This is a genomic window from Solwaraspora sp. WMMA2056, from assembly GCF_030345095.1.
In the GTDB taxonomy this organism is placed as follows: domain Bacteria; phylum Actinomycetota; class Actinomycetes; order Mycobacteriales; family Micromonosporaceae; genus Micromonospora_E.
Genome location: NZ_CP128360.1, coordinates 4,011,812 through 4,030,767, shown reverse-complemented (window position 1 = coordinate 4,030,767; position 18,956 = coordinate 4,011,812). Strand labels below are relative to the sequence as shown.

Below are 18,956 nucleotides of genomic sequence, written 5' to 3'. Positions count from 1 at the left end.
GGTGCGGTGCGCGCCGACACGCGGGCACATGACAGAGTGACCTCCGCCGAGAAGATGACCTTGGAGGATGCTCGACCATGATGGGTCCGTCCCACGCGCTGTCCGGTGCCACCGTGTGGCTCGCCGGTTCCTGGGCGCTCGACCAGTTCGCCGGCTACGAGCAGTCGCCGCTGATGATCGCGGTCGGCACCGCCGTCTGCGCCGGCGGCGCACTCTTCCCGGACCTGGACCTGTCCGGCAAGGTCACCCGCAACCAGGGCGGCGCGACGGTCGCCCGGACCTTCGGGGTGGTGTCGCTGTTCGCCGCCGAGGTCATCGAGAAGATCTCCCTCGGCGTCTACCACGCGACGAAGCTCAGCAAGGACCCGCACCGCAACAACGGCCACCGCACCCTGACCCACACGATCCCGTTCACCGTGCTGGTCGGCTGGGGCACCACCGCGCTCTGCGCCGCGTACGGCAAGTGGGCGGTGATCGGCATCCTGTTCTTCATGATCGGCCTGGCGTTGCGCGGCCTGTTCGACGAGTGGGCGAAACGGGCCGGCTGGGTCATCGTGACGCTGGTGTCGGCCGGTGCGGCGTACTTCACCTACCTGCACCTGCCCGGTGACCGCGGCTATCCGATGCTCGGCTTCGCCATGGGCGTGGGCTGTTTCGTGCACATCCTCGGCGACCTGGTCACCCGGGCCGGCGTACCGATCCTGTGGCCGATTCCGATCGGCCGGCGGATGTGGAAGATGATCGGCCCCTCGGACCGTTTCTCCATCCGGGCCGGCAGCAAGTTCGAGGTGGTGGTGCTGCGTACCGCCTTCACCGTCATCTCGCTGCTGTCCATCGTCGGCCTGGCCGTCCCCACCATCACCCGACGCTTCACCGGCGGCTGACCGGACCAGATCGCCGCGCCTCAGGCCGGGGTGCGCTGCACCGGCACCGCCAGCCCCCACTCCTCGACCGACTCGGGGGTGTCCACCAGCCCGCCCTCGGCCACTCCGTCGCAGGAGATGTCGATCACCTCGCCTTTGTGCGCCAGCAGGTACGGCCGGGCACCCCCGTCGGCGTTGGCCAGGGTGGCGATCGCCGCCCAGTGCCGGCGGCCGAACACCATCGGGTAGCTACGGGTTCCCGCGTAGGTGGCGCAGACCAGGGTCTCCGGGTACGGCAACGCGGCGACCCGGCGCAGCGCGTCGGCGGTGATCCCCGGCATGTTCACCGGGAACACCACGACCGCCTCGACGTCGGCGTCGCTGAGCGCGCCCAGGCCGACCCGCAGCGACGACCCGAGACCGGTCCCCCAGGCCCGGTTCACCACGACGGTGGCACCGGTCAGGTCGGCGGTGTCGCGCACCTGTTCGGCGGCGGCGCCGAGCACCACCACGACCGGGTCGCAGCCGGTCTCCCGGACCAGCCCCAGCGCCCGTTCGACCAGCAACTGGTCGCCCCGGTACAGCAGGGCCTCCGGTCCTCCGATGCGCCGGCCGCCACCGGCTGCAATGATCATCCCCGCGATCCGACTCAGCTGAGCCACCCCCGCAACGCTGCCCGACAGGCTCTGCCGGGCGGCCGGTCACGGCGGGTTCGCCGCCACCGGCTCGATGGAACGCACAACGGTCCCAACGATCAGTTCCCGATCAGGTGTCGGCCGGCCGCCCGCCGACGTGATCACGCCCGTCGGCGTAGCAGCCGACGCGTGATCACCCCCGTCGACGTAGCGGTCGCTGCCTGATCACGCCGCGTCGGCGTAGCAGTCGACGACCGCGACGTCCAACGGCACCCGGACCGGGGTGTCGCCGAACAGCATCGCGGTGGCCCGCCGCGCGCACTGCTCGAGCGTGGCGACCACCTCGTCGGCCTGCGCCGCCGGGCAGTGCACCACCACCTCGTCGTGCTGGAAGAAGACCAGCTCGGCGGCGGTGCCGGCGATGCCCTGACGGACGGTGGCGAGCAGGATCAGCGCCCACTCGGCGGCGGTGGCCTGGATGACGAAGTTGCGGGTGAACCGGCCACGGGCCCGCGCGCCGGCACCGGGCGGCTCCGCTGGCGTCGGGTCGCCGGCGGGTTCGCCCACGCCGGGGTCGGCCAGGCCGGCCGTGCCGGCGGCCGGGCAGGTCCGGCCCAGCCAGGAGCGGACCAGTCCGCCGGATTCACCGGTACGGGCGGCGGCCTCCACGTACTCGAAGGCGACCGGGTAGTTGCGCCGCAGCACCGCCAGCGCCGGCACGGCGGCACCACCGGTCTGGCCGTACATGGCGCCGAGCAGCGCCACCTTGGCCTTGTCCCGGTCGCCGCCGAACGCGTCGTGGGCCAACGCGGCGTACAGGTCTCCGGCGGCAGCGGCGGTGGCCAGCCGCCGGTCACCGGACATCGCGGCGAGCACCCGTGGCTCCAGTTGGGCCGCGTCGGCGACGACGAACGTCCAGCCCGGGTCGGCGACGGCGGCCCGCCGGACCACTTTGGGGATCTGCAGCGCGCCGCCGCCCCGGGTCGCCCAGCGGCCGGAGACGACGCCGCCGGGGACGTACTCGGGTCGGAACCGGCCGTCGCGCACCCAGGCGTCGCGCCACGCCCAGCCGTGCGCGGTCCAGATCCGGTGCAGTTCCTTGTATTCGATCAGCAGCGGTACGGCCGGATGGTCGACGCCGCGCAGCACCCAGGCGCGGGTGTTGGGCAGGCTGATGCCGGCGCGGGCGAAGGCGCGCAGCACCTCCGCCGGCGAGTCGGCGTGCAACTGCCGTACGCCGAACGCGGCGGCGATCCGCGCGGACAGCTCGGCCAGCCGGCGGGGCTGCCCACCGACCGGCGACGGCGGGCCGAGCAGCTCGGTCAGCAGCGCGTCGTGCCGGTCGGCCCGCCAGGGCAGCCCGGTGGCGCCCATCTCGGCGGCGACCAGCGCCCCGGCCGATTCGGCGGCGACCAGCAGCCGGAACCGGTCGGGGCGTTCGGTGGCGGCGACCCGGCGCTGCTGGTCGGCGTAGACCCGGCACAGTGCGTCGAGCGGATCGGCGACTCTCGCCGCCGCCGGCAGGTCGTCGAAGAGGGCCGGCTGGCCGTGCCCGGGTGGTTCGGCGGCGTGCGTCGGCGGGTCGGGCGGCACCGGCGCACCGGTGAGCCGGGCGTACGCGGCGGCGAGCGACCGGGGCTCACCCCAGCGGCCGGCGTGGCCGAGCAGCAGCGCCTCGGTCAACTCGACGTCGTGGCAACGGTCGACCCGTACGCCGGCGCGCAGCAGGCCCGGGTAGATCGCACCCGTCGCGGCCCACAGCCACCGGGCCGGCCCGGACGCACCGGGCCCGGCGGGGTGACCGGTGATCCGGGCGGCCAGGTCGGCGGTCGGCTCGGCCGGGCCGGCCGGCTGCCCGTCGGGTCGCAGCGGGCGCAGTGATCCGCCGCCGCCAGGTCCCGCCGTCACCGCTACCAGCACCCGGTCATTCTGACCGGCACCGGTGACATCCTGATGCCAACCAAACCAGCTGGGGTTCTGGTCGTGGGCGGCCAAGGCCGGGACCAGCGGCACGCCGGACACTTCGCCGATGTCCGCTACTTCTCGGCGCACTGACCGGAGCGGATGTCTCCCGCGTTGCGTCCGCGCGGAGGATTTAAACGATCTTACCCACCTGTCTACCGTTACACGCAACCCGAATATTCAGGACTTGACACGTGGGAGTGACCGATGGTCGCGCTTGTTGTCGTCGATTTCGATGAACTCGCATCGAATATTCCGGGAATTCTCACCATAGCGATCGTATTGATTCTTCCATTTCTTCTGGCAATCGTGGCATATCAGATCCTGCGGAGCATTCACTGGATTCTTTACGGATCTCCGGTCCGAGCCCTGCTGACGGTCGGCACCGCTGGCGGCTTCCTGATCGCGTACTTCACCGGGACCCTGGCCTGGGGATGGATCGTTGCCGCCGCACTCGCCGGATTGGCCGTCACCAAGGCGATCCTGCACGGCTTCATCAACAGAACGCCCTGCCCGTCGTGCGGCGGCTCCAAGGGAGGCTACGTCACTCACGAATACGGCAACAATGGCGACTACTTTCACGAATTTGTCGAATGCGACCGATGTGGCGGCATCGGCTACCTTTGACGTGCCGTCGCCACACCGACGAACCGACTTCCTGGCGGGACTGCGAGCTGCTATTTCGAGACGCTGCCGGTGAGGCCGGCCTGCACCTGCCGCTGGAAGACGAGGTAGACGATCAGCACCGGGAGCATGGCCATGGTGACGCCGGCGAACAGGCCGGACCAGTCGGACTTGTAGCCCTGGTTGACCGACAGGTCGATGAGGCCCTGCGCGATCACCTGATTCTTGGCCTCGCCGCCGCTGGGCTGCATCAGCAGGTACGGCAGGTACCACTGGTTCCACTGGCCGATGACGTTGAAGATGCCGATGCTGATCAGGCCGGGTCGGGCCATCGGCAGCATGACCCGGAAGAACAGCGTCGTGTGCGACGCGCCGTCGACCATCGCCGCTTCGGCGACGGTGTCCGGCAGGGTCTTGAAGAACGAGTGCATGAAGAAGACGGTGAACGCCAGCGACCAGGCGGTGTAGACCAGGATCAGCATGAGGTGGCTGTTCGGGCCGAGCAGCGGCAGGACGACCCCGGTGTTGTAGACGCCCTTGTACAGCGGCACTGCGGCCATGAACACCGGCAGGGTCAGCCCGGACAGGAACATGTAGTAGATGAGCCGGTTGCCGGGGAACTCGTAGCGGGCCAGCACGTAGGCGGCCATCGAGCCGAGCAGCATGGTGAGGAACACGCCGCCGCCGACGATGACGAGGGTGTTGAGGAAGAAGTCGCCGATGCCGCCGTCGACCCAGGCGCGGGCGAAGTTGTCCCAGTGCAGCTGGTCCGGGATCAGCGACAGCGGGTCGCGGATGATCTGCGCGTCGTCCTTGAACGACGACATCACCACCCACAGCAGCGGCAGCACCACCATGGCACCCCACACCAGCAGGAACAGGTGGGAGAAGCCGTTGAAGAAGCTGTCGGAGGCGGCGCCGGCCCGCCGGGGCGGCAACGGCCGGGCGGTACGGCGGCCGCCGGTGACGGTGGGCGGTGGCGGGGTGGCCGCGCCGGTCGGTGGATTGGTGACAGTGCTCATCGCGCGGCCCTCCCTAGTATTCGATCCGCTCGCGGCGGGTGACGCGTAGCTGCACGGCGGCGAGCAGCAGCGTGAAGATGGCCAGGGCGACGCCGATGGCGCAGGCGTACCCGAACTGGCCCTTGTTGAAGGCGGTGAAGTTGATGACCGAGGCGAAGACCTCGCTGGCGTGGTCGGGGCCGCCCTGGTTGGGGGTCATCATGAAGACCAGGGCGTACATGTCCAGGGCGATGAAGCCGAGGTAGACCCAGGCCACCGAGATGCTGTCACGCAGCAGCGGCAGGGTGATCCGCAGGAAGCTGGTGACCCGGCTGGCGCCGTCGAGCATCGCCGCTTCGAAGATGTCCTTGGGGATGGACTGCATGGCGGCGGAGAAGAGCACCATGTAGAAGCCGACGCCGCCCCAGACCGCGATCAGCAGCAGCCACCACAGCACCGCCGGTACGCCGAGGAACGGTGTCGGGTCGGAGACGAACTTCAGCGGCGCCTCGGCGTCGACCAGCCCGACCCGGATCAGGATGCCGTTGAGCAGTCCCTGGCTGTCGCCCCGGTAGATGGCGCCCCACATGATGGCGATCAGCACCAGGGAGAGCACCTGCGGGAAGAAGAAGATGATCTTGTAGATGCCGGACCCGCGTACCCCCCGGACGCCGGCCCTGTCCCCGCGCCCGCCCACGTTGAGCAGGAACGCCAGGAACAGGGCCAGCGCGATGGTGAACAGCGGCAGCGTGACCAGGAAGAACACGTTGTGCCAGAAGGCCTTGTGAATCAGTTCGTCACCGAAGAGCCGTACGTAGTTGGCCAGCCCGACGAACTCCTGGGTGTCGGAGTAGCCACCCCAGTTCGTCATCGAGTAGCCGACCGCCTGTGCGTACGGCCAGACGACGTAGAACACGTACAGCGCTACCGGCAGTGCCAGAAACCCGGTGACGAACCGGGCCTTCCCGTGCCGCATGACCTGTCGCTTCCTTCCTGGGCCGACGTACCGGGCCGCCGTACCGGGTTCAGGGCCGGGTCAGGACCGGGTGAACTTGTTGACCGCGTCGTCGGCGGCGACCGCGTCGGACGCCTCCTGCAACGCCGCCTGGAACTGCGCGGCGGTCATCCGGCCGGCCATCAGCTCACCGATGGCGTTCTGCTCCACCTTGTCGATGTCGGCGTACCAGTCGGGGTGGCGGAACGACACCAGGTCACCGGGGGCGTTGGCCATCAGCTCGTTGGCCGAGGTCAGCGCCGTCGAGTTGGTGACGTTGTCGCCGGAGCCCTTGACCGAGGCGAGCGAGCTGGTCAGCTCGGCGAACTTGCCGGCACCCTCCTTGGAGAGCATGGCCCGCAGGAACTCCATCCCGCCAGGGGCGTTGGCGGCCTTCTTCGGCACGATCCAGCCTTCGCCGGAGCCGGCCTGCACGGTGCCGTACGGGGCCGCGTCGTTCGCGCCGACGCTCCACACCGGGACGATCTTCATCTGGAACCCGGTCGGGATGGTGGAGCGCATCTCGTTCTCCAGCCAGGTGCCGCAGGGCAGGAACGCCGCCTTGCCGTCCAGCCAGGCCTGCTGCGACTCGGTGTGGGTCAGCGTGTCGCTGCCGGTCAGCGTGTAGCCATCCTTGACCATCTTCTCGACGGCGCTCATCGCGGCGGTGACCGCGTCGGTCTGCCAGGCGCCTTCCTTCAGGTTGTCGATGTCGACGACGGCCTGACGGCCACCGGCCAGCCAGATCCAGGTCATGATCGGCCACCGCATGTAGTACGGGTACTTGCCGGCGAACGCGAACGGCGCCACCCCGGCTGCCTTGATCTTCGGGGCGAGGGTGAAGAACTCGTCGAAGCTGGTCGGCACCGCCCACCCGTTGCGGTCGAACAACGCCTGGTCCATCCACAGCCCGAAGACCGTGTACGCGTAGTTGAGCTGGAAGAACTGGCCGTCGAACGTACCGTCGTCGACGGTGCCGGGCAGCAGCGTGTCGCGGACCTTGACGTCCGGGTCGTCCCAGCTCGGCGCGTCCAGCAGCGGGGTCAGCTCGGTCAGCGCCCCCTCGTTGATCAGGGTGTCGATCGCCATCAGGTCGGCACCCGAGTTGTTGATCAGGTCGGCCGGGGTGGTGGAGAACTTCGGCTGCTGCTCGGTCTTGATCTTCTGGGTGGAGCTGAGGTTGACGGTCACGCTGTCGTGCTTGGCCACGAAGAGCGTCTTGTCGAACTCCGGGTACTCGTCACCGAGTCCGCCGTTGAACACGACGACGTCGACGCTGCTGTCGTCGGCGACGCCGAACGGGTTGTCCGGGCTCTTGGTACCGGTTTCCGTGCCGCTGCCGGGGTCACTGCCGGCGCAGGCGGAGAGCAGGCCGGCGGCCGGGCCGGCGAGCAGGCCGGCGGCGGCGGCCCGACGCAGCAGGGTCCGGCGGCGCACCGAGGCGCCGGCGACCGCGGACGGGATCCGGGCGGAGTCGGGGATAAGGGACATGATCTGCGCTCCTCAGCTGGGGGTTTCGGCGGGGCGGTGAATGATCGGGTTCATGGCCTGGTGGCCGTCGACGGCCCGATGGCCATCGGCAGCCTTGTGACCATCAACAGCTTTGTGGCCGTCGACGGCACGGGCGGTCCGGCGGAACGCCGCGTGCGCCCGGTCGTGGGTCCGTTGTGCGACGGCGACGTACAGCAGGTCGAGCACGACGAGTTGCGGGTGCCGGGCAGACAGCGCGTCCGGCCGGAAGGTCGTCGCCTGGGTGGCGGTGAGCAGGACGATGTCGGCCAGCTCGGCCAGGGTGGAGCGGGGGAAGCTGGTCAACGCGACGGTGGTCGCGCCGTGGCTGCCGGCCTCCGCGACCATCTCGATGGTTTCGCGGGTCTGGCCGGTGTGCGAGATCCCTAGGGCCACATCGCCGTCGCGCATCAGCGCCGCGCTGGCCAGACCGTTGTGCAGGTCGGTCCAGGCCCAGGCCGGTACGCCGATGCGGTGCAGACTGAACTGCATCTCCTCGCCGACCAGGGCGCTGCCGCTGGCACCGAAGATGTTGACCCGACTGGCGGCGGCGACGGCGTTGGCGGCCTTCTCCACCTCGGCGAGGTCCAGCAGGGCCGCGGTGTCGTTCATCGCCTGGGTGTCGGCGGCCATGATCTGGCCGAGCACCCGGTCGAGCGGGTCACCCGGCTGGATCTCGCGTCCGATGTCGACGGTCCAGCCGGCGGCACGGGCCCGACCGGTCTCGGCGGCGATGCCGAGTCGCAGGTCGGCGTAGCCGTCGAAGCCGAGTGCCCGGCAGAAGCGGGTCACCGTCGCCGGCGACGTACCACTGCGTTCGGCCAGCTCCACTATGGTGGCGCGGGCGGCCCCGGCCGGGTCGGACAGCACCTGGTCGGCGACCCGGCGCAGGGCACCGGCGAAGTCGGTGAGCCGGATGCGGGCCAGCACCGAGTCCGCCGGCCCGGGGGCGTCGGCCAGCGCGGTCCCCGCGAGGCTCTGCTCCTCATGCCCGGCCATCGGCACCGACCTTTCGGGAAAGACTGTTAACTGTTAGTGGTAAAAGTTCTTACTAACACCCCCTCCCTGTCAAGACCGTGGGCGAAGTTTTCAAACTGTGACCGGGTGGGAGCGCTACCACCCGGCCAGCCCCAAGAGCATGATCAGGAGCGACACATCGATGCCGCTATGCTCCGGCGGTGGCACACGCGCGACTCCGATTCGGCCCGTACGAGCTGGACCTGGACGGCCGGCAGCTACGCCACCACGGCCAGCAGGTCCGCGCTGAACCCCGCGCCATCGAACTGCTGTGCCACCTCGCCGCGCACCGCGACCGGGTCGTCACCCGACAGCAGCTCCTTGACACCGTCTGGTCGGGACACCCCGTCAGCGAATCAGCGATCGCCGCCACCCTGCGCGCCGCCCGCCACGCCGTCGGCGACACCGGAGGCAGTCAGGAGATCATCCGCACCATCCACCGGCGTGGCTACCAGTTCATCGCCGACGTCGCCCCGGCCGCCAACCCCGGGGACTACGACACCGTCCGGTTCTGCCAGACCAGGGACGGCACCCGACTCGCGTACACCGTCACCGGCAGCGGTCCCCCGCTGATCTCCGCCGCCAACTGGCTGACCCACCTCGGCCTCGACCGCCGTGATCCGATGTGGATCCACTGGTACCGGGACCTGATGCGCGAGACCCGGCGGGGGCTGCGCTACGACGAGCGGGGCTGCGGGCTCTCCGACTGGTGCCCGCCGTCGCCGTCACCGCAGGTGTGGGTCGAGGACCTCGACACCGTCGCCGACGCCGCCGGCTACGACACCTTCGCGATCATCGGGACGGCCCAGGCCGCCGCCACCGCGATCGCCTACGCGGCGCTGCGCCCGGAACGGATCACCCGGATGGTCCTGATCAGCAGCCACGCCCGGGGCCGGCAGGCCCGCGCCCACACCGACCTGGACCGCCGGGTCGCCGACGTCGACCTGGACCTGGCCACCGTCGCCTGGCAGTCCGCCGACCCGGCCTTCCTGCGCGCCTACGCCGCCCTGTTTCTGCCCAACGCCGCCCCGGCCGAGCTGGACGCGTACATCGCCTTCACCCGACGGACCACGTCGCTGGAGAACCTGGTCCACTTCTTCCACATGATCGCCACCATGGACGTGTTTCCGCTGGTGGAGCGGGTCCGCTGCCCCACGCTGATCCTGCACGCCCGGGGCGACCCCCGGGTCCCCGCCTCGGACGCCACGGAACTCGCCGCGCTGATCGGCGACAGCCGGTTGGTGCTGCTCGACAGCACCAATCACCTGTTCACCGCGACCGAACCCGCCTGGGCCGAACTGGTCCGCCACGTCGACGACTTCCTCGCCGACTGACTGCGACCCCGGTCCCGGTCAGCAGAACGGCCGCCAGCCGTCCGCTCCGGCGAGGTACGCGGCGGGCGTGTACGCGGCGGCCTGCTCCCGGGTCAGCTGCGGACGGTCGTCGGTGACGCCGGCACCGGGGCCACGGCTGCGATACTCGAAGTAGCGTGCCTCCCGCCACGGCCAGCTGCCGAAGTCGGTCCACGGCGCGGCCTTGATGTGCGCACCGAGCACGCTGTCGCGGACGATCGTCTGCCCGATCGCGTCCGGATCGTTGCTGGGGTGCCAGGGCCGGCCGAGGAACACCGTGCCCGGCGCGGCGTCGCCGGTGAACCGGCACCGGTCGAAGAGCAGACCGTACGGGTTGCTGATCGCGGTGCTCGCGGCGGTCACGTACCCGTTGTTGCTGTCCGAACCCCGGTCCAGCGAATGGATGTGGCACCGGGTGAAGGCGGCGGTGGCCCGGCCGAAGATGAAGTCGACGTCGCCCTCGACGTAGCAGCCGTCGAGCGCCACCCGGGCGACGGTCGCGGCGGACTGGCTGTTGACGTACAGCGTGTCCTGGTTGCCGACGAACCGCACGCCCCGGAAGGCGATCCGGTCGGCGCGGGTCAGCACCGCGACGGCCTGCCGGTTGGTGATCTCCGGATGGGCGGCCTCGTCGAAGGAGTTGCTCAGCGTCAGGTTCTCCGCCGTGAAGTCGGCACCATCCAGTGTGACCGACGCGCTACCCGAGGTGCCCCAGGTCCCGCCGCCCGGCTTCGGCGTGCCGTTGGCCCGGTCGTCGGTGACCACGACGTCGGTAGGACCGCGCCCGAGCCCGCGCAGCACGATGTACGGCTTGTCCGACGGGACGATCACCTGCCCGTGGTAGACACCGGGCCGGACGTCGATCCGGAACGGCGCGGCGTTGCCGGCCGGGACCGCGTCGACCGCCGCCTGGACGGTCGTCACGTCACCCCGGCCGTCGGCGGCGACGACGATCCGCCGCCGGGACGACGCGGCCGCCGACACCGGCTGCGGGCCCGCCAGGGCACCGAGGCCCGGGATCATCGCCGCCGCACCGGCCGTGAGCACCACTCGCCGTCGCATCACACCTCCACCCCCACACCGGGAAAGCGCTTTCAGTGAGATGCGAAGTAGGCCGTCGAACGCCGTACGTCAATGTCTCAGTCGGCCGCCGACCGCGATACCATGTGGATTCGTGCGACTGAACCACCTCGGCCTGCCGGTGCGCGACCCGCAGCGCAGCACCCAGTTCTACGGCCGCTACTTCGGCTTCGACCCGGCCACGGCGCAGCGCTACCCGGACGGCACGGTCATCATCCGCGACGCCGACGGCTTCGACCTGGCGCTGCACGCCGTCGACGCCGTCGGCGCGTCACCGGAGTTCCTGCACTTCGGCTTCCGCATGCCCGCACCCGACGCGGTCCGCACGCTGCGCGGCCGGTTACGCGCCGATGGGGTCGAGATCATCGAGGAGTACGACGAACCCGCGTACACGGCGTTCAAGTGCCTCGACCCGGACGGCCACCGGGTCGAGGTCTACTGGGAGCCTCCGCCAGCGGTCACGGCCGCCCCGGCGACGAAGGACCGCCAGGCTGCCGGGCCGAACGTCAGCACCGGCCCAGCCTGATCCTTCGAGTCCCGCACCAGCACCCGACCCGGCACGTTGTCGGCCACCTCCACACAGTCACCGCCCTGGCCGTTACTGCGGCTGGACTTACGCCAGCGGGGGGTGTCAATCAGTTCCACGAATCTGCCACCTCCATGATCAAATTGAGCGACTCCTGTCGAGGCAGAGCGTAGCCCCGGATCGCCTCCCAAAGTTCCTCCAACAGCGCGACTTCATCCGGGTCCTCGGTCACCTGACCGCCCAACGGGCTGTCGAGGATGGCAACAGTACGGCCGTCGACCGTGCCGAGCACCAACGGACCGTTCAGGCCGGGGTAAGTACCAGTCGAAGAAGGCACCACGGCCACCTCGACATTGGGCTCCGCGCACGCTTTGATGATCGCCTGAAGTTGCTCATGCATCACCTCTGGCCCACCGATCGGACGGCGCAGCAAGGTCTCATCGAGGACCGCGAACAATCGACACGGCGTGTCGGCGCGGTGCAGCGCATCGGCCCGCGCCAACCGCGCAGCCACCGTCGACTCGATGTCTGTCACGCGGTTGCCTCCGTCGGTCAAGATCGCCCGCGCGTACTCCTCGGTTTGCAGCAGACCGGGCACGATCAGCGGCTGAAACGACCGGATCATGGTGGCGTTGCGTTCGTGCTCCAGCCACGAGCGGACCCAGACCGGCTGGCCGAAGCTGGCGCGGGCCTCCGCCGCCAGCTCCTGGAACATGTGGCCCGAGTCGAACAGCGCGTCGAGCTGTCGCGCCGTGTCCGGCTTCGGGATGAGGCGGCTCGTCTCGAACTTGGCGATCAACGACGACGAGACGTTGATCCGTGCCGCCAACTGTTCCTGCGTCATCCCGGCCTGATTCCGAGCGAACTTCAAGATCCGCGCCAACGCGTTGTAGCCACTCATCTTTCCTCATCCTTCCCCTCAGGTATGAAGAAGCGTCCGATTCGCTGCCCGCCGTCAATCTTCCACAACCGCCCGGCGGAGTCCAGGGTGGATCAGGAAAGGATCGCACATCTCCACCGCAAGGGAGATCCACTGTGTTGCGCAACGACGGTATCGGCGGTACGCCGCGCCTCGCCCGGTACACCTCGATCGGCACGCCGCCGCACTCCGACCCCACCCCGAACCGGCCACCGCTGCCCCGGCGTACCCCCGGTCAGACGGACGTCGACCGGGACGCCCGCTTCCGCCTGACCGCCGCGCGCGGAGTCACCGCCGCCCCGACGGGCGCGCTCGCCGACGCGCCCACCGCGCCCCGCAGCCCGGCCGCCCAGCGGGCCCTCACCCGAGCCCTCGACGCGCTCAACGTGCACCTGCCGAGCCGGCTCGGCGAATGTCGCCGCTGCGACATCGCCGCGCCCTGCAAGCCGTTCCTGCGGGCACTGGTCATCGTCCAACGCTGGGACCCGGCCAAGGCCCAGCGGGTACGCGCCGTGCTGCACCTGTCCGGCCTGTGGTCACCGGGCCAGCAACAGCCCCGCGAGGACGGCACCGATGCCTGAGGAACTGCTGCGGGTCGGCGACAACCTGCACCTCGGAAAATCCGACTGGGTGTACGGCGACCGCGCCATGCGGGTCCGGGTCTCCGACATCCGGTACGGCCACGACGATCCGAACTCCCCCGTCATCGGCATCCTGGCGACCGTGACCGGAGCCGGCCGCGACGGCCGGATGGTCTCGATCGCCGTCTACAAGACCGCCCTCACCCGCCCCGGTGTCCACGAACCCCACCGCCGAACCGCCAACCGAGTCGATGTGCCCTTCGACCCACCGCACCGAACTTGACCAGACAGCCTGGCGTCGCCGCTTCAGTGAAGGGCAGCTCCCGAGAGAGCTGCGACGGCCACCGCTCGGACCCGCCGCCGTGCGTCGGGGCGCCTCAATGAAGGGCAGCTCCCGAGAGAGCTGCCACCTGCGGTCGGCGTGCCAGGCGGCTGATACCAGCCAGTGGCAGCCTCAATGAAGGGCAGCTCCCGAGAGAGCTGCGACCGGCCGGCGGCGACGCCAGTACGCCTCTTCGTGGCCTCAATGAAGGGCAGCTCCCGAGAGTGGGCTGTGTCAAGGATCTTGGACAGGTCTTCGTAGGTTTGCTGGTCAGGCGGCTATCAGGGCCTGGTAGCCGGTGAGGGCTTCGGCCGGGGTGCGGTAGTCAAGGCTGGAGTGCAGCCGTTGTCTGTTGTAGAACACCTCGATGTACTCGGCGACGGCGAACCGGGCGCGGGCACGGGTGTCGAAGCGTTCCCGGTGGTACATCTCGTTCTTCATGGTGGCGAAGAACGATTCGGCGGCGGTGTTGTCCCAGCAGACACCGGTACGTCCCACGCTCACCCGCACCTGGTTGTCGGCGCAGTGGCGGGCGAACCTGGCCGAGGTGTACTGCGCGCCCCGGTCGGAATGGAACACCGCATCCGGGCGGACGTGGCCGTGTCGGATGGCCATGGCCAGGGCGTCGACCACCAGGCTCGTGCGCATGTGCTCGGCGGTCTGCCAGCCCACGACCATCCGGGTGGCCAGGTCGATGACGGTGGCCAGGTACAGCCAGCCCTCACCCGTCCTCAGGTAGGTGATGTCGCCGACCAGGCGGGTGCCCGGGGTGTCGGCGGTGAAGTCCCTGTCGATCAGATCCTTCGCGGTGACCGGGTCCCGGCCGGGCACCGTGGTCCGCTTGTACGCCCTGGGTTGACAGGCCCGCAGGCCGAGCTCGCGCATCAGGTCGGCGACGAGCCCGACGCTGCACGCGACACCCTTGCGGTTGAGCGCGGCGGTCACCCGCCGGCAGCCGTAGGTGCCCCGGGAGGCGTCGAAGACCCGCCGCACGTGGTCGGCGAGGGTCCGACGTCGGGCGGCGGTGACCGTCTCGGCGCGTTCCCGCCAGGCGTAGTAGGTGGAGCGGGGCACGCCCAGCAGGCGGCACATCCAGGCGATCGGGTAGGTGGCCTTCTCCGCGTCGATCACCGCGCACCGCAGGGCTACGGGTGCGTCCGGGCGAAGAAGGCCGCGGCTTTTTTCAGGAACTCGTTCTCCATCCGCAGGCGGCGGATCTCGTCTTCCATCTCCTTCACACGGGTGTCCTCGGTCCGGTCGGTGTGCGGCGGTACGGGCGTGGCGTGTTCACGGCGCCAGGTGTTGACCCAGTTGCCCAGGGTGGCTTCGTGGACCTCCAGATCACGGGCCACCGCGGCGATCGGTCTACCGGTCTCGACGACCATCTGCACAGCCTCGGCCTTGAACTGCGGACTGTATCGACGACGTTGCTCGGACATGGATCCATCCTCTCAACTCGGAGGACATGTCCAAGATCCTTGGTACACCTCACCCAGGGGTGTCCCGCCGTTGTCGGACGCGGCGTAGAAGCGGGACTGGGTGGGTTTGGGGGTGCTCAGCGGAGCGAGGACGACGCCGTCCGGCGGGAAATCCGTGGGTTTCCAGTCGGGGGTGACGCAGGTGACCGACCGGACGCGCAGCCGGCCACGGTAGCCCGAGGCACCGTCGTTGGCCCCGGAACCGTCGTCGCCGCCACCGGACGGCACCCACCCGAACAGCCGGTCCGCCGGGGAGAGCTGGTCGCGGTCCTGCGCGGGGCGAAGGCTGGGCGGCAGCAGGTCGTCGGGCGCGGCGGCGAACGGAAGCCGGCCGACCATGACCGGGTGGACCTCGGTGATCTCGTCGCGGGACTTGTCGTGCCTGACGTAGACGAGGGTGCCCGCCGGAAGTTCCCGCAGCTCGCGGGTGCTGGGCACGTGCTTGGACCGGACGATTCCCTTGGCTGTCGCGGGATCGCGGCGGTAGGTGGCCTGGGGGTCGTTGTATCCGTGGGCCAGGTCGTAGGCCCGCAGCACCGACTGCCAGTAGCGTTTGTGGTCGTCGGTGATCGGCACGTCCCGGCCGGCGGTCTCCACGAACAGCCGTTCGTAGCGCTTGGCAAGCGCACATCCTTCTGCTGCTCAACAGAGCCCGTGATCGTGCTCCGATCACCCACGGCACCGCGACCACAGCGGACGCGGTCATCGCCGAGGCCGCCGACGCGCACGCCCAGAAGCGCAAGCTGAGTACGGCCGACGCCGCACTGCTCCCCCGCACGCTGCCCGAGCTGCTACGCGAATCCGTCGATGCAGCCGCCGCCCTGGGCGGGTTGGGCAAGGCAGGTCAAGCCGACAGCCTGTTGCACCGCCATCGCCAACTCCACGGCGAGGTCGACGCGTGCATCCGCAGCCGGCCGCAGCCCACCCGCTGACCATCCACTGCCGCTTCTCATCCTCCGGGGCCGAAGTGCACGCCGCCGTGGATGTCACGTGCCTGCACCGCCGGGCCGCGTACCGGGCCGGAGATCGTGTTGCTGGCCCGGCTGTGGTCGTCTGCTGTTCGCGCGGCCCTGACCTCGGCCCAGAGCCGGTGCAGCTCGGCGGCGAAAACCTGGTCGTTGAGTGTGGCTGTGGTCAGCGCGGCGCGTAGTTCCGCGATCCGCTGACCGTCCAATGGCTCACGTTGGGCTGCGTCGAGTGCGTTCCCGGTGGCGGGCTGCTCGGCAGCCTTCCGCCGGACGAGCCGGACCAGTGCCGCGAACGCGGCTTTGCCGCCAGCGGTCACCTCGGCGGCGGCGCCCGTCGCCAGCGCCGTCGCGACAGCGGTCAGGATCGGGTCGTCCATCATCGCTCACGTCCTTTCCTCAGCTGACTCCAACCGCCGCCGCACCTCGACGACCAGCGGGTCGTCCAACCCGATCAGCGTCGTCAGCGCCGCCGACCACGCCTGACGCGCTGCGGTCCGGTCTCCGTCCGCCGCGTGCGCGTCGCCCACGTACACCAGGGTGATGCACTCGTGGCGGGGATCGCCGGCCGCCGCGAACAACTCGCGAGCGCGGGCAAGGTGGTCCAGCGCCGCGACAGGCTCCGGCACGTCGGTCAGGGTGCGACCGAGCTGCAATTCGACCAGCGCCTCGCTCCAGCGGTTTCCGAGAGTCCGGAAGATCTCCATGGCCTGCTCGTACGACGCGATCGCCTCGGCGTACCGGAGCATGTTGCGGTGGCCGTTGCCGAGGCTCATCAAGGACAGGCCGATGCCCCGGTCCTCGCCGGCATCGCGGAAGATCTCCAACGCACCCTCGGCGCACGCGACCGCCTCGTCGAAGCGCCCCGAGTCCTCGTAGGCGAGGCAGCAGCCGCGCAGCGCGTAGCCGGCTGTCCAGCTGTCGCCGACCTGCTGGGCCGCGTCCCGCGCTGCCGAGTAGTAGCGCAGTGCCTCGTCGGTGTCGCCGCGGTCCCACCAGGCGTCGCCGAGGAGCAGCAGCATGAAGCCTTCGGCCGATCGGTCCGCCAGGTGGCGGGTGCAGTCGAGGGCCAGCAGATGACTGTCGATCCAGGCCCGCCAGTAGGAGCGTCGTTCGAAGAACGCCATCGAGGCGGCGGCGAGTTTCCAGGTGACGTCGCAGTGCCCGGTGTCGTGCGCCAGGCGGATGACGTCGAGTACGTTCAGGCGCTCCTGCTCGGACCAGCGCAGCGCCTCGTCGAGCGTCGCGAACGGGGGCTGCCCGTCAGCGGTGACGCCGGTCAGGCCCGGGATCGGTCGGCCCTGGGGGAGGATCTTGCGATAGCTGTCGTACACCCGGACCAGGTACCAGTCGAACATCCGCGCCAGCCCGGCCTTGACCTCGGCGGGTGGCTCGTCCGCTTGCGCCCGTTCCGCCGCATAGAGCCGGAGCAGGTCGTGCAACCGGTACCGGTGCCCCGGGATCCGGGTCAGCAGGTGCAGCCCGACCAACGAGTCCAGGTGCCGCCGCGCCTCCGACACCGGCCGCCCGGTCAGTGCCGCCACCGCCGACAACGAGACATCCGCGCCCGGATGCAGCCCCAACAACCGGAAGGTACGCGCGACCGGAGGGTCGAGCGACCGGTAGGTCCACGAGAAGACGGTACGGACGGCGGACAATTCGTCACCGGGCACGGACAGTGCGTCGAGCCGGCCGTTCTCCTCCTCCAGCTCCGTCACCAGATCGGCCAGGCTCATGTCCGGGTCGCTGACGGCGCGGTCGGCCACGATGCGGAGCGCGAGTGGGAGCCGCGAGCAGAGTTCCGCCAGCCGCAGGGCCGCCGCAGGCTCGGCGTCGATGCGTTCCGGGCTGGTCGTCTCGCGCAACAGTCGGATGGAGTCGTCGTCGGTCAACACGTCGAGCACCGCCCGGATCGCACCGTCACGCACCGCCAGACCGGAAAGCCGGTCGCGGCTGGTGATGATCACCATGCAGGTCGGGGAGGCGGGTAGCAGCGGTCGCACCTGCTCGGCGGTCGACGCGTTGTCCAGCAGCACCAGCATGCGGCGTCCGTCGGTCAGCGACCGGTAGAGCGCGGTCCGTCCGGGCAGGTCCGTCGGGATCTTCTCCGGCGGTACGTTGAGCGCCCGAAGGAACCCGTCCAGTGCCTCCTGCGGGGTCAACGGCGGCACCGCATCGTAGCCGCGCAGGTTGATGTAGAGGTCCCCGTCCGGGAACCGGGCGCGCACCCGGTGTGCCCAGTGGACCGCGAGCGCGGTCTTGCCGACCCCGGCGCTACCCGAAACGGTCGAGATGGTCACGACCGGGAGCCTGCCGTCGCTGGTCCGTAGATCTGTCTCGTCGAGTAGCGAGTCGAGCTGCCGGATATGCAGTTCCCGGTCGATGAATCCTTTCGTGGCGGGTGGCAGTTGGCGCGGCGGGGGAAGCGGGACGTCGGTGACCCGGACGTGCACGCCACCGGATATCTGCGCGGCCTGGACAACCGCACCGGCACCCCCGGCGAAGTCGTTGTCGGCATCGGCGTTGCCATGCGCCGGGTTCATGGCACCTCGGCTCCGCCACGCGTGGCAAGAAAATCGGGACCCAGCAGTCCCATCAGTACGACATCCTGATACCTGCCGTCGAAGTACTCCTGTTCGCGAAGTAGCCCTTCGACGACGAATCCCAGTCGTTCGTGCAGCCGCAGCGAAGCGACGTTGGTAGCGTGAATGTCCACAAGGCACTTGTGGTAGCGCCGTTGTGTGAACATGTAGCGCAGCAGGATCCGTGCGGCTTCCGTCGCATGGCCGTGGCGCCGTTGGTCCCGCGCGATAGCGAGGCCGTAGCTGAAGCTGCCGCTGCGTGGGTCCGTGTCGCGGGTCGAGATCGCCCCGATCATTCCCGGATTGTCGACCCGTTCGACGGCGAGCGCGAAGCAGTCACTTCCGGGCTGCCAGGTGCCGACAGCGGCGATCTCCTGCCGGAGCTGCGCGGTCGAGCGCGGCGGCTCGACCCGGAACACGGACCGCTCGTCCTCGGTGTCCTCGGCGAAGGCCCGGTAGTAGCGGTCGTCATCGGGTTCGATCGCCCGTAACCGGACGAGGTCACCGACCCACAGTGAGCTCGACATGCCTGCACCTCCCTCGCTT

The 18,956-nt window shown here is 69.8% G+C and carries 19 protein-coding genes and 1 pseudogene; 6 read left to right on the top strand and 14 right to left on the bottom strand.

The window, feature by feature from the left end; translation table 11 throughout:
• Positions 1-77 precede the first annotated feature (77 nt).
• Positions 78-884, top strand: a complete 807-nt coding sequence (locus tag O7608_RS18390) for a metal-dependent hydrolase (protein WP_289205757.1) — start codon at positions 78-80, stop codon at positions 882-884.
• Between the two features lie 20 nt (positions 885-904).
• Here the strand turns inward: O7608_RS18390 and O7608_RS18385 are convergent, their stop codons facing one another.
• On the bottom strand, positions 905-1,498 hold the full coding sequence (locus O7608_RS18385) for a nucleotidyltransferase family protein (protein ID WP_289205756.1): 594 nt from the start codon (positions 1,496-1,498) through the stop codon (positions 905-907).
• Between the two features lie 225 nt (positions 1,499-1,723).
• Positions 1,724-3,418: a bifunctional 3'-5' exonuclease/DNA polymerase gene (locus O7608_RS18380; RefSeq protein WP_289205755.1), complete on the bottom strand. Its 1,695-nt coding sequence runs from the start codon at positions 3,416-3,418 to the stop codon at positions 1,724-1,726.
• Between the two features lie 249 nt (positions 3,419-3,667).
• Between O7608_RS18380 and O7608_RS18375 the strand changes: the two genes are divergently transcribed.
• A complete protein-coding gene (locus O7608_RS18375) occupies positions 3,668-4,087 on the top strand; it encodes a DnaJ-like cysteine-rich domain-containing protein (RefSeq protein WP_289205754.1) in 420 nt (139 codons plus the stop codon).
• A 50-nt stretch (positions 4,088-4,137) separates the two neighbouring features.
• Here O7608_RS18375 and O7608_RS18370 read toward each other — a convergent pair whose 3' ends face one another.
• From O7608_RS18370 to O7608_RS18355, 4 genes and pseudogenes are all read right to left on the bottom strand, one after another.
• Positions 4,138-5,106 carry a carbohydrate ABC transporter permease gene (locus O7608_RS18370; RefSeq protein ID WP_421360829.1) on the bottom strand — a complete coding sequence of 323 codons (969 nt, stop codon included), beginning with the start codon at positions 5,104-5,106 and terminating at the stop codon, positions 4,138-4,140.
• Positions 5,107-5,119: 13 nt separating this feature from the next.
• Entirely contained in the window at positions 5,120-6,061 is a 942-nt protein-coding gene (locus O7608_RS18365) for a carbohydrate ABC transporter permease (protein ID WP_289205753.1), read from the bottom strand.
• A 60-nt stretch (positions 6,062-6,121) separates the two neighbouring features.
• Complete coding sequence (gene ngcE / locus O7608_RS18360) at positions 6,122-7,570, bottom strand: N-acetylglucosamine/diacetylchitobiose ABC transporter substrate-binding protein (RefSeq protein ID WP_289205752.1); 1,449 nt, start codon at positions 7,568-7,570, stop codon at positions 6,122-6,124.
• A gap of 99 nt (positions 7,571-7,669) precedes the next feature.
• Positions 7,670-8,587, bottom strand: a pseudogene (locus O7608_RS18355) (MurR/RpiR family transcriptional regulator); the annotation flags it as partial.
• 179 nt (positions 8,588-8,766) lie between these two features.
• On the opposite strand from O7608_RS18355, the gene O7608_RS18350 reads away from it, so the two are divergent.
• Complete coding sequence (locus tag O7608_RS18350; protein ID WP_289205751.1) at positions 8,767-9,939, top strand: alpha/beta hydrolase; 1,173 nt, start codon at positions 8,767-8,769, stop codon at positions 9,937-9,939.
• An 18-nt stretch (positions 9,940-9,957) separates the two neighbouring features.
• On the opposite strand, the gene O7608_RS18345 is transcribed toward O7608_RS18350, so the two are convergent.
• On the bottom strand, positions 9,958-11,019 hold the full coding sequence (locus tag O7608_RS18345) for a pectinesterase family protein (protein ID WP_289205750.1): 1,062 nt from the start codon (positions 11,017-11,019) through the stop codon (positions 9,958-9,960).
• A 112-nt stretch (positions 11,020-11,131) separates the two neighbouring features.
• Here O7608_RS18345 and O7608_RS18340 point away from each other — a divergent pair, with 112 nt between their 5' ends.
• On the top strand, positions 11,132-11,563 hold the full coding sequence (locus O7608_RS18340) for a VOC family protein (RefSeq protein ID WP_289205749.1): 432 nt from the start codon (positions 11,132-11,134) through the stop codon (positions 11,561-11,563).
• Here O7608_RS18340 and O7608_RS18335 read toward each other — a convergent pair.
• Both O7608_RS18335 and O7608_RS18330 read right to left on the bottom strand, forming a co-directional pair.
• Positions 11,473-11,676 carry a DUF397 domain-containing protein gene (locus tag O7608_RS18335; RefSeq protein ID WP_502959218.1) on the bottom strand — a complete coding sequence of 68 codons (204 nt, stop codon included), beginning with the start codon at positions 11,674-11,676 and terminating at the stop codon, positions 11,473-11,475. The two genes, O7608_RS18340 and O7608_RS18335, sit on opposite strands and share 91 nt — an antisense overlap.
• Positions 11,673-12,464: a helix-turn-helix domain-containing protein gene (locus O7608_RS18330; RefSeq protein ID WP_289205747.1), complete on the bottom strand. Its 792-nt coding sequence runs from the start codon at positions 12,462-12,464 to the stop codon at positions 11,673-11,675. Before O7608_RS18330 ends, O7608_RS18335 begins: the two co-directional genes overlap by 4 nt.
• Before the next feature lie 134 nt (positions 12,465-12,598).
• On the opposite strand from O7608_RS18330, the gene O7608_RS18325 reads away from it, so the two are divergent.
• Together O7608_RS18325 and O7608_RS18320 are read left to right on the top strand one after the other, a co-directional pair.
• Complete coding sequence (locus O7608_RS18325; protein WP_289205746.1) at positions 12,599-13,063, top strand: hypothetical protein; 465 nt, start codon at positions 12,599-12,601, stop codon at positions 13,061-13,063.
• Positions 13,056-13,346: a hypothetical protein gene (locus O7608_RS18320; RefSeq protein WP_289205745.1), complete on the top strand. Its 291-nt coding sequence runs from the start codon at positions 13,056-13,058 to the stop codon at positions 13,344-13,346. The genes O7608_RS18325 and O7608_RS18320 overlap by 8 nt, the downstream gene beginning before the upstream one ends.
• Positions 13,347-13,655: 309 nt before the next feature.
• On the opposite strand, the gene O7608_RS18315 is transcribed toward O7608_RS18320, so the two are convergent.
• The 5 genes from O7608_RS18315 to O7608_RS18295 form a co-directional block, all read right to left on the bottom strand.
• A protein-coding gene (locus tag O7608_RS18315; RefSeq protein WP_502959132.1) for an IS3 family transposase occupies positions 13,656-14,824 on the bottom strand; the annotation gives its coding sequence in 2 pieces (ribosomal slippage) (positions 13,656-14,569 and positions 14,569-14,824; 1,170 coding nt in all).
• A gap of 12 nt (positions 14,825-14,836) precedes the next feature.
• Positions 14,837-15,460, bottom strand: coding sequence for a hypothetical protein (locus O7608_RS18310; protein WP_289205743.1), 624 nt, complete (start codon positions 15,458-15,460; stop codon positions 14,837-14,839).
• Between the two features lie 352 nt (positions 15,461-15,812).
• Positions 15,813-16,211: a hypothetical protein gene (locus tag O7608_RS18305; RefSeq protein WP_289205742.1), complete on the bottom strand. Its 399-nt coding sequence runs from the start codon at positions 16,209-16,211 to the stop codon at positions 15,813-15,815.
• A gap of 3 nt (positions 16,212-16,214) precedes the next feature.
• A complete protein-coding gene (locus O7608_RS18300) occupies positions 16,215-18,371 on the bottom strand; it encodes an ATP-binding protein (protein ID WP_289205741.1) in 2,157 nt (718 codons plus the stop codon).
• Positions 18,368-18,937, bottom strand: a complete 570-nt coding sequence (locus O7608_RS18295) for a GNAT family N-acetyltransferase (protein ID WP_289205740.1) — start codon at positions 18,935-18,937, stop codon at positions 18,368-18,370. The genes O7608_RS18300 and O7608_RS18295 overlap by 4 nt, the downstream gene beginning before the upstream one ends.
• Positions 18,938-18,956 lie beyond the last annotated feature (19 nt).

Coding starts and splice junctions, on each gene's coding strand:
- O7608_RS18390 (WP_289205757.1), top strand. CDS start 78: ATGATGGGTCCGTCCCACGCGCTGTCCGGTGCCACCGTGTGGCTCGCC.
- O7608_RS18385 (WP_289205756.1), bottom strand. CDS start 1,498: ATGATCATTGCAGCCGGTGGCGGCCGGCGCATCGGAGGACCGGAGGCC.
- O7608_RS18375 (WP_289205754.1), top strand. CDS start 3,668: ATGGTCGCGCTTGTTGTCGTCGATTTCGATGAACTCGCATCGAATATT.
- O7608_RS18370 (WP_421360829.1), bottom strand. CDS start 5,106: ATGAGCACTGTCACCAATCCACCGACCGGCGCGGCCACCCCGCCACCG.
- O7608_RS18365 (WP_289205753.1), bottom strand. CDS start 6,061: ATGCGGCACGGGAAGGCCCGGTTCGTCACCGGGTTTCTGGCACTGCCG.
- ngcE (WP_289205752.1), bottom strand. CDS start 7,570: ATGTCCCTTATCCCCGACTCCGCCCGGATCCCGTCCGCGGTCGCCGGC.
- O7608_RS18345 (WP_289205750.1), bottom strand. CDS start 11,019: ATGCGACGGCGAGTGGTGCTCACGGCCGGTGCGGCGGCGATGATCCCG.
- O7608_RS18330 (WP_289205747.1), bottom strand. CDS start 12,464: ATGAGTGGCTACAACGCGTTGGCGCGGATCTTGAAGTTCGCTCGGAAT.
- O7608_RS18320 (WP_289205745.1), top strand. CDS start 13,056: ATGCCTGAGGAACTGCTGCGGGTCGGCGACAACCTGCACCTCGGAAAA.
- O7608_RS18305 (WP_289205742.1), bottom strand. CDS start 16,211: ATGATGGACGACCCGATCCTGACCGCTGTCGCGACGGCGCTGGCGACG.
- O7608_RS18300 (WP_289205741.1), bottom strand. CDS start 18,371: ATGAACCCGGCGCATGGCAACGCCGATGCCGACAACGACTTCGCCGGG.
- O7608_RS18295 (WP_289205740.1), bottom strand. CDS start 18,937: ATGTCGAGCTCACTGTGGGTCGGTGACCTCGTCCGGTTACGGGCGATC.